Source organism: Nocardioides sp. YIM B13467, from assembly GCF_042788075.1.
Taxonomy (GTDB): Bacteria; Actinomycetota; Actinomycetes; order Propionibacteriales; family Nocardioidaceae; genus Nocardioides.
This window is the reverse complement of the sequence record NZ_JBHZPJ010000009.1, coordinates 43,839-57,991: the sequence shown is the minus strand read 5'-3', so window position 1 is coordinate 57,991 and position 14,153 is coordinate 43,839. Positions and strand designations below refer to the sequence as shown.

At 70.4% G+C, this 14,153-nt stretch carries 16 protein-coding genes; 6 read left to right on the top strand and 10 right to left on the bottom strand.

The annotated features are described in order from the left end of the window. Positions 1 to 11 precede the first annotated feature (11 nt). The 5 genes from ACFX43_RS02570 to ACFX43_RS02550 all read right to left on the bottom strand — a co-directional run bounded on the left by ACFX43_RS02570 (position 12) and on the right by ACFX43_RS02550 (position 4,051). Positions 12 to 713, bottom strand: a complete 702-nt coding sequence (locus tag ACFX43_RS02570; protein WP_378816627.1) for an ABC transporter permease — start codon at positions 711 to 713, stop codon at positions 12 to 14. Beyond that, entirely contained in the window at positions 710 to 1,366 is a 657-nt protein-coding gene (locus ACFX43_RS02565) for an ABC transporter permease (protein WP_378816624.1), read from the bottom strand. Before ACFX43_RS02565 ends, ACFX43_RS02570 begins: the two co-directional genes overlap by 4 nt. Beyond that, positions 1,363 to 2,424: an ABC transporter ATP-binding protein gene (locus ACFX43_RS02560; protein ID WP_378816776.1), complete on the bottom strand. Its 1,062-nt coding sequence runs from the start codon at positions 2,422 to 2,424 to the stop codon at positions 1,363 to 1,365. Before ACFX43_RS02560 ends, ACFX43_RS02565 begins: the two co-directional genes overlap by 4 nt. A 203-nt stretch (positions 2,425 to 2,627) precedes the next feature. Continuing rightward, on the bottom strand, positions 2,628 to 3,161 hold the full coding sequence (locus ACFX43_RS02555; RefSeq protein WP_378816621.1) for a cysteine dioxygenase: 534 nt from the start codon (positions 3,159 to 3,161) through the stop codon (positions 2,628 to 2,630). Next, complete coding sequence (locus ACFX43_RS02550) at positions 3,158 to 4,051, bottom strand: amidohydrolase (RefSeq protein WP_378816619.1); 894 nt, start codon at positions 4,049 to 4,051, stop codon at positions 3,158 to 3,160. The genes ACFX43_RS02555 and ACFX43_RS02550 overlap by 4 nt, the downstream gene beginning before the upstream one ends. A gap of 65 nt (positions 4,052 to 4,116) precedes the next feature. On the opposite strand from ACFX43_RS02550, the gene ACFX43_RS02545 reads away from it, so the two are divergent. After that, positions 4,117 to 5,133, top strand: coding sequence for an NADP-dependent oxidoreductase (locus tag ACFX43_RS02545; protein WP_378816616.1), 1,017 nt, complete (start codon positions 4,117 to 4,119; stop codon positions 5,131 to 5,133). A 6-nt stretch (positions 5,134 to 5,139) separates the two neighbouring features. Here ACFX43_RS02545 and ACFX43_RS02540 read toward each other — a convergent pair whose 3' ends face one another. After that, on the bottom strand, positions 5,140 to 6,510 hold the full coding sequence (locus tag ACFX43_RS02540; RefSeq protein WP_378816615.1) for a lytic murein transglycosylase: 1,371 nt from the start codon (positions 6,508 to 6,510) through the stop codon (positions 5,140 to 5,142). Positions 6,511 to 6,703: 193 nt separating this feature from the next. Here ACFX43_RS02540 and ACFX43_RS02535 point away from each other — a divergent pair, with 193 nt between their 5' ends. The 5 genes from ACFX43_RS02535 to ACFX43_RS02515 all read left to right on the top strand — a co-directional run bounded on the left by ACFX43_RS02535 (position 6,704) and on the right by ACFX43_RS02515 (position 10,482). Then, positions 6,704 to 7,474 (top strand): hypothetical protein, encoded by a 771-nt coding sequence (locus ACFX43_RS02535; protein ID WP_378816613.1) that lies wholly within the window; start codon positions 6,704 to 6,706, stop codon positions 7,472 to 7,474. Next, a complete protein-coding gene (locus ACFX43_RS02530) occupies positions 7,471 to 8,199 on the top strand; it encodes an SDR family NAD(P)-dependent oxidoreductase (protein WP_378816611.1) in 729 nt (242 codons plus the stop codon). The genes ACFX43_RS02535 and ACFX43_RS02530 overlap by 4 nt, the downstream gene beginning before the upstream one ends. 49 nt (positions 8,200 to 8,248) lie before the next feature. After that, on the top strand, positions 8,249 to 8,629 hold the full coding sequence (locus tag ACFX43_RS02525; RefSeq protein WP_378816608.1) for a DoxX family protein: 381 nt from the start codon (positions 8,249 to 8,251) through the stop codon (positions 8,627 to 8,629). A gap of 84 nt (positions 8,630 to 8,713) precedes the next feature. After that, a complete protein-coding gene (locus ACFX43_RS02520) occupies positions 8,714 to 9,484 on the top strand; it encodes a glycerophosphodiester phosphodiesterase family protein (protein ID WP_378816606.1) in 771 nt (256 codons plus the stop codon). Positions 9,485 to 9,528: 44 nt separating this feature from the next. Further along, positions 9,529 to 10,482 (top strand): DUF5926 family protein, encoded by a 954-nt coding sequence (locus ACFX43_RS02515; RefSeq protein ID WP_378816603.1) that lies wholly within the window; start codon positions 9,529 to 9,531, stop codon positions 10,480 to 10,482. Positions 10,483 to 10,494: 12 nt separating this feature from the next. On the opposite strand, the gene ACFX43_RS02510 is transcribed toward ACFX43_RS02515, so the two are convergent. From ACFX43_RS02510 to ACFX43_RS02495, 4 genes are all read right to left on the bottom strand, one after another. Next, positions 10,495 to 11,355 carry a GyrI-like domain-containing protein gene (locus tag ACFX43_RS02510; protein WP_378816600.1) on the bottom strand — a complete coding sequence of 287 codons (861 nt, stop codon included), beginning with the start codon at positions 11,353 to 11,355 and terminating at the stop codon, positions 10,495 to 10,497. A 93-nt stretch (positions 11,356 to 11,448) separates the two neighbouring features. Next, positions 11,449 to 12,387, bottom strand: coding sequence for an adenylate/guanylate cyclase domain-containing protein (locus ACFX43_RS02505; protein ID WP_378816598.1), 939 nt, complete (start codon positions 12,385 to 12,387; stop codon positions 11,449 to 11,451). An 80-nt stretch (positions 12,388 to 12,467) separates the two neighbouring features. Then, entirely contained in the window at positions 12,468 to 12,839 is a 372-nt protein-coding gene (locus ACFX43_RS02500; protein ID WP_160025941.1) for a cyclic nucleotide-binding domain-containing protein, read from the bottom strand. A 104-nt stretch (positions 12,840 to 12,943) separates the two neighbouring features. Beyond that, on the bottom strand, positions 12,944 to 14,146 hold the full coding sequence (locus tag ACFX43_RS02495) for an arginine deiminase (protein WP_378816594.1): 1,203 nt from the start codon (positions 14,144 to 14,146) through the stop codon (positions 12,944 to 12,946). Positions 14,147 to 14,153 lie beyond the last annotated feature (7 nt).

The following is a 14,153-nucleotide window of genomic DNA, read 5'->3' as shown; positions in this document are numbered from 1 at the left end:
TGCTGGATTGGTCAGCCGGCGGGTTCGGGGCGGAGGGTGGTCGGACGGGTGCTGGCCTCGCGGCCGTCGACGCCGGGCGAGACGAGGAGTCGCTGCGCGCCCGCGAGCGCCAGGTCGATCGCGACCGCGAGCACGGCGAGCACGATCGCTCCGGCGACCACCTGGTCGTACTGGAGCGTCGCCAGCCCATCGAAGAGGTAGCGGCCGAGGCCGCCGAGACCGACGTACGCAGCGATGGTCGCGGTCGAGACCACCTGGAGCGACGCGTTGCGCAGGCCGCCGATGATGATCGGCAGCGCGATCGGGACCTCGACCCGCCAGGCGATCTGGGCCTCGGTCATGCCGACCCCTCGCGCCGCGTCGACGGTCTCGTCGGCGACGGACTGGATGCCGGCGTACGTCGTGGCGAGGATGGGCGGGACGGCGAGCACGACCAGGGCGATCGTGACCGGGACCAGACCGATCCCGACCAGGCCGAGTGCGAGCATGAGCACGCCGAGGGTCGGCAGCGCGCGGCCGGCGTTGCCGAGGTTGATGGCGACCAGCGCGCCGCGGCCGGTGTGGCCGATCAGCAGACCGATCGGGAACGCGATCACGGCCGCGATCGCCAGGGCGAGGAAGGTGTAGCCGAGGTGCTCGAGGATGCGCTGGGGGAAGCCGTCGGGGCTCGTCAGCGACCAGTTGGCGGCGTCGAGCAGATAGTCGAGACTCATCGCGCACCCGCTCTCGCCCACGGGGTGAGCCCGCGCTGGAGGGCGACGATGAGGACGTCGGCGATGACCGCGAGAGTGACCGAGAGGACCAGCCCGATGATGATCGGCGGCAGGTAGAAGCCGAGCTGGAACCCGCGGGTGAAGAGCTGCCCGAGGCCGCCGATGCCGATCAGGGCCGCGATGCTGACCATGCTCACGTTGGCCACGGTCGCCACCCGCAGACCGGTCAGGATCACCGGCATCGCCAGCGGCAGCTGGACGGTGAACCAGCGGCGTACGGGCCGATAGCCCATCGCGGTGGCTGCTTGCAGGACCGTGGTGTCGACCGCGTCGAGACCGTCGGCGGTCGTGCGGACGAGCAGCGCTAGCGAGTAGAGGGTGAGCGCGATGACCACGTTGACCGGGTCGAGGACGCTGGTGCCGAGGATGCCCGGAAGCAGCAGGAGCAGCGCCAGCGACGGGACGGTGTAGATCACGCTGCCGGCCGTGAGCGCGATGTGGCGTGCCGGTACGTAGCGATGGACCAGGGCGCCCAGCGGTAGGGCCAGGACGAAGGCGATCGCCACCGGAATCAGAGCGAGCCAGATGTGCTGGACGAGCGCGGTGAAGACGTCGTCCGCGTTGGTCTCGAGATAGCGCCAGATCTCGCTCACCCGGCCTCCTCCGCGGAGGCCAGGGCCGCCAGGCGCTCCCGCTGCTGCGAACGTACGCTCCCGGCCAGGTCCTCGAGCAGGACCAGCCCGTCGGCTCGACCCTCGGCGTCGACCCGGATCGCCGCTCCGGCGGGCGAGAGGATGACCAGGTCGGTGACCGTACGCAGATTGGCGCCGTCGCTGAAGGTGCCCTCGGTCGGGAGGAGCCCGTTGGAGCCACGCCAGCCGAGCGGTCGCCCGTCGCGGTCGACCTCGAGGGTGAGGCCGTCGACGCCGTGGTCGATGGGCTTGAGCGCGACCGAGCTCCCATCGGCGAAGCCGAGGCCCCGGAAGCCGCGGTCGCGGCCGACGAGCGAGGCGACGAAGTCGTCGGCCGGGGCGGCGAGGAGGTCGGCGGGAGGGGCGAACTGGGCCAGGCGGGCGCCCTGGGCGAAGACGGCGACCTTGTCGCCGAGGCGGATCGCCTCGTCGATGTCATGGGTGACCAGGACGATCGTCTTGCCGAGCTCGTCCTGGAGCCGGAGCAGCTCCTGCTGGAGGTCGTCGCGTACGACCGGGTCGACGGCCGAGAACGGCTCGTCCATGAGCAGCACCGGCGGGTCGGCCGCGAGCGCCCGGGCGACCCCGACGCGCTGCTGCTGGCCGCCCGAGAGCTGGGCCGGGTAGCGCTCGCCGAGGTTGGCGGCGAGCCCGACGCGCTCGAGCAGGTCGAGGGCGCTCGTGCGGGCCTCCCGGCGGGAGATGCCCTGCAGGATCGGGACGGTCGCGACGTTGTCGAGCACCGTGCGGTGCGGGAAGAGCCCGGCGCCCTGGATCACGTAGCCGATCTCGCGCCGCAGCTGTGCCTCCGGGCGGCTGGTGACGTCGTCACCGTCGATCAGGATCCGGCCGGAGCTCGGCTCGATCATCCGGTTGATCATCCGCAGCGCGGTCGTCTTGCCACATCCGGACGGCCCGACGAACACGGTGATCTTCCCGGTGTCGACCGTCAAGGAGAGGTCCTCCACGGCAACGGTGCCGTCCGGATAGCGCTTGGTGACGCCCTCGAACTCGATCACAGCCACCGCTCCTGTCTGTTGTTCTTCACCTGCGGACGCCGTTGCACAAGATCCTCAGCCTGCCAGATCTGGGGAAAGAACCGAAGATGTTAAACGGACAGGTAAGTCGGGTTCGCCGTCCGAGCCGCGCACCTCGATGCTTGAAATCTGCCACATCCCGGGACTCGATGCCTGAGATGTCGACTCGGCGCGGCGCAGGTCGTTCAGTCCTCCAGCGGGCGCAGCTCGTCGGCGTAGGAGACCGAGACGCGACGCATCACGCCGTCGTCGCTGATCGCGTACTGCCCCATCCGCCACAGTGGCGGCGAGTAGGCGTGGATCGAGACCGAGCCGTCGACCGCACCGCTCATCCGGTGGATGTGGTCGGGCCCGAAGCCGAAGCTGCGACCCGCCCCGATCTCCCGTTGCACGGGCTCGCCGCCGAATCTCGGCTGCTGCTCGAAGACCGATCCGTGGGTCACCGCGACCGCCCCCGAGGAGATGTCGTGGTCGTGCCAGCCGGTGTCGTCGACGGTGTTCCAGCACAGCAGCCAGACGTCGATGTCCTTGTCCCGGTAGAGCGAGACGTAGTGGCGACCGCCGGTGTCGTGGCGCGCCAGGTGCTCCCACCGCTCGGGGTGCGCGGCGAGCTCGTCGACCCAGGCGCGCAGCTCGCCGGGAGTGAGGGTACGTCCGGGCAGCTCGGGCAGGTCCGCGGTGCTCAGGACGGTGTCCACGGTCGCTTCGGTGACGGTCATCGGTCTCCTCCGGTGAGCAGATGGTGCGGGTTGGCGACGAAGATCGCCTGGCTCAGGGCCTCGCCGAGGGCGGGATCGGTCGGTTCGGCGTAGGGCCGGTCCGAGCCGTTCACCAGTGGGTCCACGCCGACCACGCGCGACATCGCGTCGATCGCCTGGGTGCCGTAGGACGAGGTCTCGTAGTAGACGTGCCGGTCGATCGCACCGAGGTCCCCGCCGCGCTGCGCGAGGCGCTCGTGGTGGAGCGGCGCGAGGCCGGCCAACGCCACAAAGGCGATCCGCAGAGTCGGCAGCAGCGACCGCCCCGCGACGTGCCAGGAGTGCCACGCGGCACTCTGCTGGGCGACGTACGAAGTCAGGGCGGGCCACCATCCGGGCAGTTCGCTCGCTGGGCCTGGGTCGGCGGGTCCTGGGTGCACGAGGACGGGTAGATCGGCCTGCTGGGCCACGGCCAGGACGGGAGTCAGGGTCTCGAGCGCGGCCGGGGTCGACAGCGCCGTCGCCGGGACCTGGAGGCCGTGGACGCGGTCGTGCGCGAGGGTCTTCTCGAGGCCGTCGAGGTCCGGTTCGACGAGCGCCGGCGCGGCCCACAGCCCGTAGTCGGCGGGCAGGTCGTCGGCGAAGCCGTGCCAGGCGTCGAGCAGCCCGTGTGCCTCGGCCGCGGCGAGCGACTCGATCCCCAGCGGGCTGGAGAGCGACAGCAGGACGAGCCCGTTCTCCTGCGCTGCGCGGCGGGTGAGGTCGTGATCTCCCGGGTCGACGTCGTAGGGCGGCTCTCCGTCGAGGTGGAGCACCCAGCCATCGAGGTACGGAGGCTGCCGCCGGCGGCGTAGTTCCTCGACCAGCGCGGGTGGCCACAGGTGCTGGTGGACATCGACCGCGGGCTTCATGGGCTAAGTCAATAGGTTTAGTTGTAATTAAGCAAGCCTGCCCGCCGGTGAGGCACGATGGCGGGATGACCGATACGAACACCCAGATCCTGCTCCGCGCTCGCCCGGTCGGTGAGCCGACCGCCGAGGACTTCTCGATCGTCACCTCCGAGGTGCCGTCGCCCGCGGAGGGCGAGGTGCTGCTGCGTACGAAGTTCCTCTCGCTCGACCCCTACATGCGCGGGCGGATGAGCGATGCGCCGTCGTACGCCGCTCCGACCGCCCTGGGCGACGTGCTGCCCGGCGCCACGGTCGCCGAGGTGGTGGAGTCGCGGGATCCGTCGCGGCAGGTGGGCGATGTGGTGCTGGCGTACGGAGGCTGGCAGGCGTTCTCCGTCGCGCCGGCCAAGCACACCCGCCGCCTCGATCCGTCCGCCGCACCGGTCTCCACCGCGCTGGGCGTGCTGGGGATGCCGGGGTTCACGGCGTACGCGGGGCTGACCCAGATCGGGCAGCCGAAGCCCGGCGAGACCGTCGTCGTGGCGGCCGCGACCGGTCCCGTCGGCGCCACGGTCGGACAGATCGCGAAGATCCTCGGCTGCCGCGCGGTGGGGATCGCCGGCGGGCCGGAGAAGGTCGCGCATCTGACCGAGCTCGGCTTCGATGCCGCCCTCGATCACCGCGCACCCGACTTCAAGGAGCAGTTGAAGGCGGCGGTCCCCGACGGGATCGACGTCTACTTCGAGAACGTCGGCGGCCACGTGTGGAACGCGGTGCTGCCGCGGCTCAACAAGTTCGCCCGGGTGCCGGTCTGCGGGATCGTCGCGCACTACAACGACACCGCTGCGCCCGAGGGGCCCGACCGGGCGCCCGGGCTGATGCGGCACGTGCTCAATAAGTCCCTGCTGATCAGGGGTTTCATCCAGACCGAGTTCGTCCGCGACCACGAGCAGACCTTCCTCGCCGAGGCCGGCGGCTGGCTGGCCGAGGGCAGGCTGCGCTACCGCGAGGACATCACCGAAGGCCTCGAGAACGCGCCTGCCGCGTTCAACCGGATGCTCCGGGGTCAGAACTTCGGCAAGACGGTGATCCAGGTCAGCTGACCTCGATCACCCCGCGGGGATCTCCTCCTCGGGGGCCGTGGCCTCCGGGGCGGGATCCTTGAGGGTCGGGAACTCCTCCGTGCCGGCGAGAGTGCGGAGGTAATCCCTGATCGTGAGGTCGGTGGGCATCGTGGTCTCGGGCTCGAACTTCGCGATGCAGTCGGCAATGACAAGGGTGTAGGTGTCCGGGTCGCTCGCTTCGAGCGTCTCGTAGACCGCTGCGGTCGCTGCCTTGCAGGGCGCCTCGAGGGTCGCTGCCGTGGCGGCGTCGGTCGGCTCCGGCTCCTCCGTGGTCGGGGGGTCCGTGGGAGTCGGGGTGGGAGTCGGGGTCGGCGTGGGCGTCGGGGTCTCGGTCTCGCCACCCGACGAGTTGTCGCCGGAGTCGGTCTCCCCGGTGTTGTTGTCGGAGGGGGTCGGCGACTTGCTCGGCGCCGGACTCTCGACCGGATCCTTGACCGGAGTCTTGGCCGGCGCGGCCTTGATATCCGACTTGGTCGTCGGCTTGACGGTGTTCGAGGTGACCGGGAGCGGGGAGGCAGTGGGCCGCATAGACGAGGTGGACCCGCCGTCGACGCTCGGTGAGCCCGGGAACTCCCCGTTGCGGTACTGGTCGGCGATCTTCAGCACTGCCTCGACGTACGTGTCGCTCTGGTTGTAGCGGTAGACCGCGGACTGGGCGCCGGAGTCGGTGCTGACGTCCTCGGTGCCGGCGCACAGGTAGGCCGCGGTGGCAACGGCAGCATCGTCGACGTCTTGGGGGTCGCGGCGGTTGTCGCCGTCACCGTCGGTGCCCATGACCGTCCAGGTGGAGGGGATGAACTGCATCGGGCCGACAGCGTGGTCGTACTCCGTGTCGTGGTCGTAGAGGCCGTTGTCGGTGTCGCGGATCGCCGCGAAGTTGCCGGCGCCGTTGAGCTGCGGGCCGATGATCGCGGGGAGGGCGAGGCCGTTGGAGTTGAGCTCGCTGCCGCCGAAGCGGCCGTGGTTGCTCTCGACCATGCCGATCGCGGCGACCAGCGCCCAGTCGATGCGGCAGGAGGCGTCGGCGTCGTTGAGCACGGTGGCCGAGCGCTGGTACGCAGCCAGGGCGACCGCCGGGATCGACAGCTCCTCGGCGTTGGAGGCCAGCTTCACCGCGTCGCTCGGGGTCAGGTTCTTCACGCCACCCAGGCCGTTGGAGATGCCGAGGGGGTCCTGAAGAGCGCCCGGATCGGGAAGCTCGGGCTGCTGATGACCGGTGTCGAGGCGCGCCTCGTTCGGGGCCAGAACCGCGAAGGCAGCGGTCAGCGCGACGGCGGCAACGGCCCGAGGCCCGATGCTGGTCAGCGCCGCTGTACTGATGCTTCTGGCCCAGAATTTTCGGGGTGCTTTGCTCATGCCGGTCTCACCTCTTCCACGCGTGGGGTACGTGTCCGTCCCATGAGCCTACCCAGGTATTCCATTTCTGCGCCCTGCAATTAGAAATCCACCTACGTTGGTGATGAACGGCAACGGTCGGGCCACCTGACGTTGGGCTGGTGTTCCCCGGTACGCCGCCTGGCCTCACCTTCCGCCTGTCACCGTGGACGACATGACTGAACGGACTCGTCTGTGGATGGTTCCGCTGGTCGCGGCCGCGGGTTGGGGCGTCGGTTTCCTTCCCCAGCTCGTCCAGCCGCAGCCGCTCCTGCTCGCCCCGATGGTCGCCGAGCTGGTCTCGTTCACGCTGCTCGCCGCCGCGCTCGGTGGGCTCGCCGCGGGGCTGCGCCCGGACCGCCGGCTGCTCAGTGCCGTGCTCGCCGGCACCGGTGTCGTCGTCGCGGCCCTCCTCGGGCTGATGTTCGCCGCCGGGCCGGCGGCGGCCAACCCATCGATGCTGACCCATCTGATCGCCATCGCCGCGATCACGACGGTCGCCGGTCTCGCCGCCGGGATCGCCGCGAGCCTCGGGCCGTGCGTGCTGCGGGCACCGATGCTGGCCGCGCCGGCCGTCTGCGTACCCCTCTGGCTCGACGGGATGCTCCCGGGCGAGCTGCCGTCGTCGGTCATCGACGCGCTGCTGGCGGCCGCCCTGGTGACCGTGCTGGTGACGTCCGTACGCCGCGCCGTCGATGTCGTCGCCTGGGTGCCCGCCTGGATCCTGGGCTGGGCGATGCAGACGCTGCTGACGGTGCTGGTGGCCATCGGCGTACTCATCCAGGAGGGCCGTTCGGTCGACGCCGGGCTGCTCTCCTCACACCTGGTCTACTTCCACGAGCGCTGGAACGAACCCGCGGTGCACTACCCCGCCGGATGGGCGCTTGCCGGCGTCCTGGCACTGGCGCTGGTGGCGTGGAGGCTGCGTGACACCCTTCGGGTGTGAACGATAGAACTCTGAGCACTCTCATCACCGGAGGCACCCGCGGGATCGGTGCCGCTGTCGCTCGCCGGCTGGCTGCTGAGGGCCACTCGCTCGTGCTCGGATATCTGTCCGACGAAGCTGCTGCTGTCGCGACGCGCGACGAGATCAGGGCGCTCGGGGTCTCCTGCGAGATCGTGGCTGCGGACATCACCACCGACGCCGGGATCGCCGCGCTCTTCGAGGCGGCCGGCCCGATCACCGGCGTGGTCAACAACGCCGGCGCGACCTACCGCTACGCGCCCCTCGTCGACACTCCCCCCGACGAGATCCGGAAGACGTACGCCGTCAACCTGGTCGGTCCCACGCTGGTCGCCCGTGCGGCGGTGTCGGCGCTCGCCGAGGGCGGCGTGATCGTCAACATCTCCTCCGGCGCCGCCACCTTGGGATCGCCGGGGGAGTACGTCCACTACGCCGCCGCCAAGGCCGGGATCGACGCGCTCACCAAGGGCCTCGGGCTCGAGGTCGCCTCGCTCGGCATCCGGGTCGTCGCGGTCGCCCCCGGGCTCACCGAGACCGACATGCACGCCAACACCGGCGACCCCGGCCGGATCGCGCGGATGGCACCCCAGATCCCGATCGGCCGAGCGAGCTCACCCGACGAGGTCGCCGAGGCCGTCGCCTGGCTGATGAGCGAGAAGGCCGGGTACGTCACCGCCACGACGCTGCGGGTGACCGGCGGGCGGTGATGTCCCCCGTCTGATGTCACAGCAGGGCGACGTACGTCGTCTCGTTGGCATGAACATCATCTTGTGGATCGTGACGATTTTTCTGGCTGCCGGATTCCTGGCCGGTGGACTGGCGATGCTGCTGCTGTCGAAGGAGAGGTTCCGCAACGCCTTCGAGGGGTGGCACTACGCCGACGACTTCCCCGGCGGCTTCCTCAAGGCCATCGGTGTGATGAAGGTGCTGGCCGCGGCCGGGCTGATCCTGCCCGCAGTGACCGGGGTCGCCACCTGGCTGGTGCCGTTCGCCGCTCTCGGGCTGGTGCTGCTCATGACCGGCGCGACGACCACCCGCATCATCCGCAAGGAGTGGGGCTCCGCCGCCGGTGACCTGGTCTTCTGGTCGCTGGCGGCCTTCGTGGCGTTCGGTCGCTTCGTGGCCGTGCCGTTCTAGGACCTGCCGCGTACGCCGTGGGGTAACGATTTTCGGTGTCGTGTCGTGCACCCGCGCGGTCGGCAGATGGACCACAATCTCCTCATGAGGCCCCAGGTGGTCGCGCATCGCGGCGCCAGTCATGAGATCGCCGAGCACACCCTCGCTGCGTACGTCGCGGCCCTGGACGCGGGCGCGGACGCCTTGGAGTGCGACGTCCGGCTGACCATGGACGGGCATCTCGTCTGCGTCCACGACCGCCACCTGCGCCGCATCGGCGCGCGGGGGCTGGTCTCGGAGATGACCCTCGCCGAGCTGCAGGCGATCGACTTCGCGGCCTGGAAGAACGGGTTCTGGGAGGGGGAGGACGAGCTGCCGGACCGGGACATGCGCGGCGTGCTCACGCTGCACCGGCTGTTGCGGGTCGTGCGTGACTACGGCCGGCATGTCGAGATGGCGATCGAGACCAAGCACCCGACGCGCTACGGCGGGCTGACCGAGGGGCGTCTGGTCGACGTGCTCAACGACTTCGGCTGGGCGGGTCCGGGCAGCCCGGTGCGGGTGATGAGCTTCTCGTTCACGGCGCTGCAGCGGGTGGAGCGGCTGGCGCCGGGCGTACCTCTGGTCCAGCTCGTCGACCGCGCCGCCAACTGGTCGCTCCTGCGGCACGCGATCGGCCCGGACTGGTGGCTCGGGGCCAGCATCGAGATGCTCACCGCTCACCCGAAGCTGGGGCGTCGGCTGGCGTCGAAGGGCCGCAACCTCCACGTCTACACCGTCAACACCGAGGAGCAGCTCAAGCTCTGCCTCGACCTCGGGGTCAGCGCGGTCATCACCGACCGGCCAGGGTTCATGCTGGAGCTGCTCGGCCGCTGAGGCGTGTTACCTGGTGCGCGGGCCCGGCAGGTTAGGGTTTGGCCGTGGCCAAGAAGTCCCGAGTCAAGAACCGTCAGGCGGCTGCGGCCCCGACGGACGGTCCCAACCCGCGCGCGGCGTGCCCGTGCGGGTCCGGCAAGCGCTACAAGGCGTGCCACGGTGCCGCCGGCGGCGCGTTCGTGGGGCGCCCGTTCGAGGGCCTGCCCGGCGAGTGCGACCTGGTCGCGCTGCGCGAGCTGGTGCCCTCGGCGACGGTGTCGCTGACGGTGAAGGGCTTCGAGTCGACCCCCGTCACGCTGGGCACCCTGCTGCCCGGCGCCGCGCCGGCGATGTCCCGCGACTCGGGTGAGGTCTGGGCCGGGCTGCAAGTGCAGCACAACTACGGAGACGTGTCGCGTGACGTCGCCGCGGCCCTGCTCCAGGCGCTGGAGAGCCGCGCCGCGGGCGAGTCCGGCATCTTCGGCCTCACCTCCGCGCCGGGACCCGGCCCGCGACTCCAGGACATCGTCACCAACGAGTCCCTGGACGTCACCGTCCACGAGGGCTTCGACTGGTGGCTCGCCGACGTCGAGGACAAGGGCGCTCTGCTTGATTCTGGGGCAGAGCACGCGCTCGAGCACGCCAACGAGTCGGTGCTGCCGACGGAGCGGCTGACCTCGGTCGAGGCGGCGTACTGGACCTCGGTCGGTTCCAAGGAGCACCTGCGCTGGGTGATGCCCGAGCCCGAGGACGCCCTGCTGACCGCGCTCGCGCGCCTGCACGTGACCGGCGAGGACGTGATCGTCCCCGACGCTCGTTTCGTCGGCATGTTCCGTGCCCACGGCCTGCTCGCTCCCGTCTGGGACCTGCCGGTCGGCACCGGCGCCGAGGCGCTCGAGGAGCCGGCGGTGGCGTTCAAGAAGCTGCTCGACGAGGCCCTCGCCGACGACTCCGAGATCACCCCCGAGGTGCGCTCGGCTCGCGCCGGGCTCGCCAACCGCCAGGTCACCATCCGCTGACTCGACCAGCGGCTACTGCTCGACTGGCAACCAGAGCTCGCACGAGGCGTACGTCTCGGTGAGCTCGAGGTAGCGCAGGATGGACGGCCCGGGGCGGAGCCGCCACGGGTTCGACGGGAACCAGTCGGTGGCGGTCGCCGCCCAGAGCCGCTGCAGCGTCTCCGGGTGCGGGCCGCTGGAGGCGAAGACCGCCCAGGAGCCGGCCGGCACGGTGATGCTGTCGAGCCCGTCCGGCACCGCGGCCGACGGCGTGACCGCGACCCCGTGCAGGTAGGTGATCATCGTCCCCTCCTGCGCATCGGGCGACGGGGAGTCGGTGACGGCGAGGATGCCGCGCGGGTCGGTGTCGTTGAGCTCCTTGAGCCGAACGTGCTCGTCGGGCGGGATCGAGGCGATGTGTGTCTGGATGTGTGGGTTCACGCCCTCGTAGATCAGCGGGACCTTGGTGGCGTGGCCGACCAGCCGCAGCTCGGGCATGTCGTTGATGGTGACGTCCATCGGGGTGCTCCCTTCGACGCTCAGACGGAACCTGAGCGTGGGTTGTGTGCGTAGCGGACCACCGGATCGGCGTACGTCAGCCGGAGCCGAACCGTGCACGGCACGGAACGCGCGCCCGAACGCCTCGGTCGAGCCGTAGCCGTAGCGCACCGCGACCTCCAGGAGGTCAGGGGCGCCGGCCACCAGGTCGGCGGCTGCCAGGGTCATCCGGCGGCGGCGTACGTATTCCGACAGGGGCATCCCGGCCAGCGCCGAGAACATCCGGCGCAGGTGGTACTCGGTGGTGCCGTGGTCGCGGGCGACCTGGGCCACGTCCACCTCGCCGGTGAGCTCTGCCTCGACCAGGTCGACCAGGGTGTTGAGCGTTCCGATCATGTGGTCCTCCTTTCGCCATCAAGCCTCGCCCGGGAGCAACCTCCGGCGCCCGACCTTTCTGGTCAGATTCAGTCTGGCCAGGTTCGATCAGGTTCAGTCGGACCGCGAACGCAGCCGGAACGCCTGCAGGCGGGAGTAGCCCTTCACGCTCGTACGCCGCATCTTCTCGACCTGGAAGCCGTCGACGTCCTCGAGCGCGGCGGCGGCGTTCTCGTCGATGACCACCGATGATGGCCGGGCGACGGTCGTGAGGCGGGCCGCGATGTTGACCGTCGGACCGAAGACGTCGCCGAGCCGGAGCACCACGTCGCCGTAGGATATCCCGGCTCTGACGTGCGGAAACGCGCTGTCGCGATCTTCTCCGAGGGCGGCCAGGTCCAGGGCGGTCCGGGCTGCGGCGGCGACGTCCTCGAAGGTGAAGAACACCCCGTCGCCGAGATACTTGATCACCCGTCCGCCGTGCTCGACCACGACGTCGGAGCAGGTGTCCTCGAACTCCTCGACCCAGTCGACCAGCTCCTTGTCGCTGAGCCGCTTGGACCGGGCCGTGTAGCCGACGATGTCGAGGAAGCCGACCGCCAGTGGCACCGCGGAGGCGTCCGCGACGGTGAGCATCCGCCGCGCCGCGCTGACCAGGTGGCGCCGCCAGACGTAGTCCTGCAGCGACTCGACCAGGGGCAGCACCTGCCCCGTCAGGGCGACCAGGTCCTCGACCTCGTCGCCGCCCCGCTCCCGGGCGACCTCGGCCAGCAGCGACGTCTGCCACTCGGCCAGGCGCGCGTAAGACCGTCCCCAGGTCCGTACGAGCGCGGCCTGCCGGTCCTCGCTGAGCACACCGAGGCGTACGAGCTCCTGCGTCATCCGCAGCGCCTCGACATCGGCCTCGGTGAAGGCGATCTCGTCCTCGCCCGCGTGCGGGAAGCCGAGGTGGTGCCAGAGGTCCTCGGTGACCTCCATTGGTACGCCGGCGGCATCCGCCACCTCGGCGCGGGTCAGCGTGGGCGTCTGGCCGAGAACGAAGGACTCGACCACGGCGAGCGCCTCGGCCAGCTCGATGTCAGCCTCACGGCTACGGCCCTGGCCGAGGCTCTCGTCAGCCTGGTCCTCGAGCGTCAGGAGCCGAACCTATCCTTGGCGACCTTCTCCAGCGCCCGCGCGAACGTCGGCATCTCGACGGACAGCTGCTGCAGCTTGTCGGCGCTGAGGTGGATCAGGTCGAGCGGGGTGAGGGCGACGATGGAGGCCGTGCGCAGCGAGCCCCTCATGATCGCCGCCTCGCCGATGATGTCACCGGGACCGCACTGGGCGATCTCCTCCTTGTCCCGGCGGACCGAGACGGTGCCGTCGAGGATGATGTAGGCCTTGTCCGGCGGGGTGTCCTCCCAGATCGGCGACCAGCCCTCGGGCAGGTGCACGCGGGTGCCGGTGGCGCTGATGTGCGCGATCTCCTTGGGCGTGAACATGGAGAAGAACGACTCGGTCACGAGGGTTTCCTTCGGGGTCGGCTGTGGGGTGGCTACCGCTATGTGACGGCAGTTACAGAGATCAACGATGTTCGTCTACAGGGGTTACCCGCGGGTGTAGTTGCCTATGCGGGCAGCGGGTCGCGCGCGATCGGGCAGCTCATGCATCGCGGGCCGCCGCGGCCGGAGCCCAGCTCGGAGCCGGCGATCGCGATGACCTCGATGCCGGCGGCCTCCAGGGCTCCGTTGGTCTGCGTGTTGCGCTCGTACGCCACGACCACGCCCGGCGCCAGTGCCAGGGTGTTGTTGCCGTCGTCCCACTGCTCGCGCTCGGCGGCGACCGGGTCGAGCCCGGTGTCGATGTGGTGGAGCTTGTCGATCCCCATCGCCTCGGCCGCGACCTCGAGGAACGGGCGCGGGGCCGCGATGTTCAGCTGGCCGTCGTCGCCCGCGGGGGTCACGGCGTACGCCACCAGCGAGTCGACGGCGTTCGGGTAGATCACCATCTTGTCGGTGTTCACCAGCGTGGCGATGGTGTCCAGGTGCATCGTCGCGCGCTCCTGCGCGATCGGCACCGCGAGCACGGTGTGGGCGAGCTCCTCGGCGAAGACCTGGCGGGCGAGCCGCTCGGCCCCGGCGGGGGTGGTGCGCTCGCCGACCCCGACCGCGACGACACCGGGAGCGAGGAGGAGTACGTCCCCACCCTCGACGTGCTCCAGGTGGGCGCCGTGCAGCCGCGGGCTGGCCCGGAAGCGCGGGTGGAACTGGTAGATCAGCTCGGTGAGCGCGGTCTCGCGCTTGCGAGCCGGCATCGCCAGCGAGGTGACCGTGGCCCGGTCGCGGATCCACACCGACGAGTCGCGGGTGAAGAGCAGGTTGGGGAGCGGGTCGATCAGGAAGTCGTCGTGGGCGAGGAGGCTGGTGACCAGACCGTGGCCTCCGCGTACCTCGTCGTTGCGGACGCCGGCGGTCAGATGGTCGGTCAGCTCGGCCGGTCCGGCGTCGGCGAGGGCACCGCTCAGGTAGCCGCGCAGGGTGTCGCCGAGGGTGAGCGAGCCCAGCACGTTCTCGAGCGCCAGCTTCCGCGCCTCGGGCACCTCGAGCGTCTCGGTGAGCAGGTCGGTCAGGTAGAGCACCTCGACGTCGCGATCCCGCAGCGCGGCCGCGAAGGCGTCATGCTCGTCCTGTGCCCGCTTCACCCACGGGATGCCGTCGAAGAGCAGCTTGTCGTTGTTGCGCGGCGTCAGCCGGGTGAGCTCCCGGCCGGGCCGGTGGAGCATTACCGTACGCAGTCGTCCGACCTCGCTGTCGGCGCCAAGTCTCACCATGGCGCAG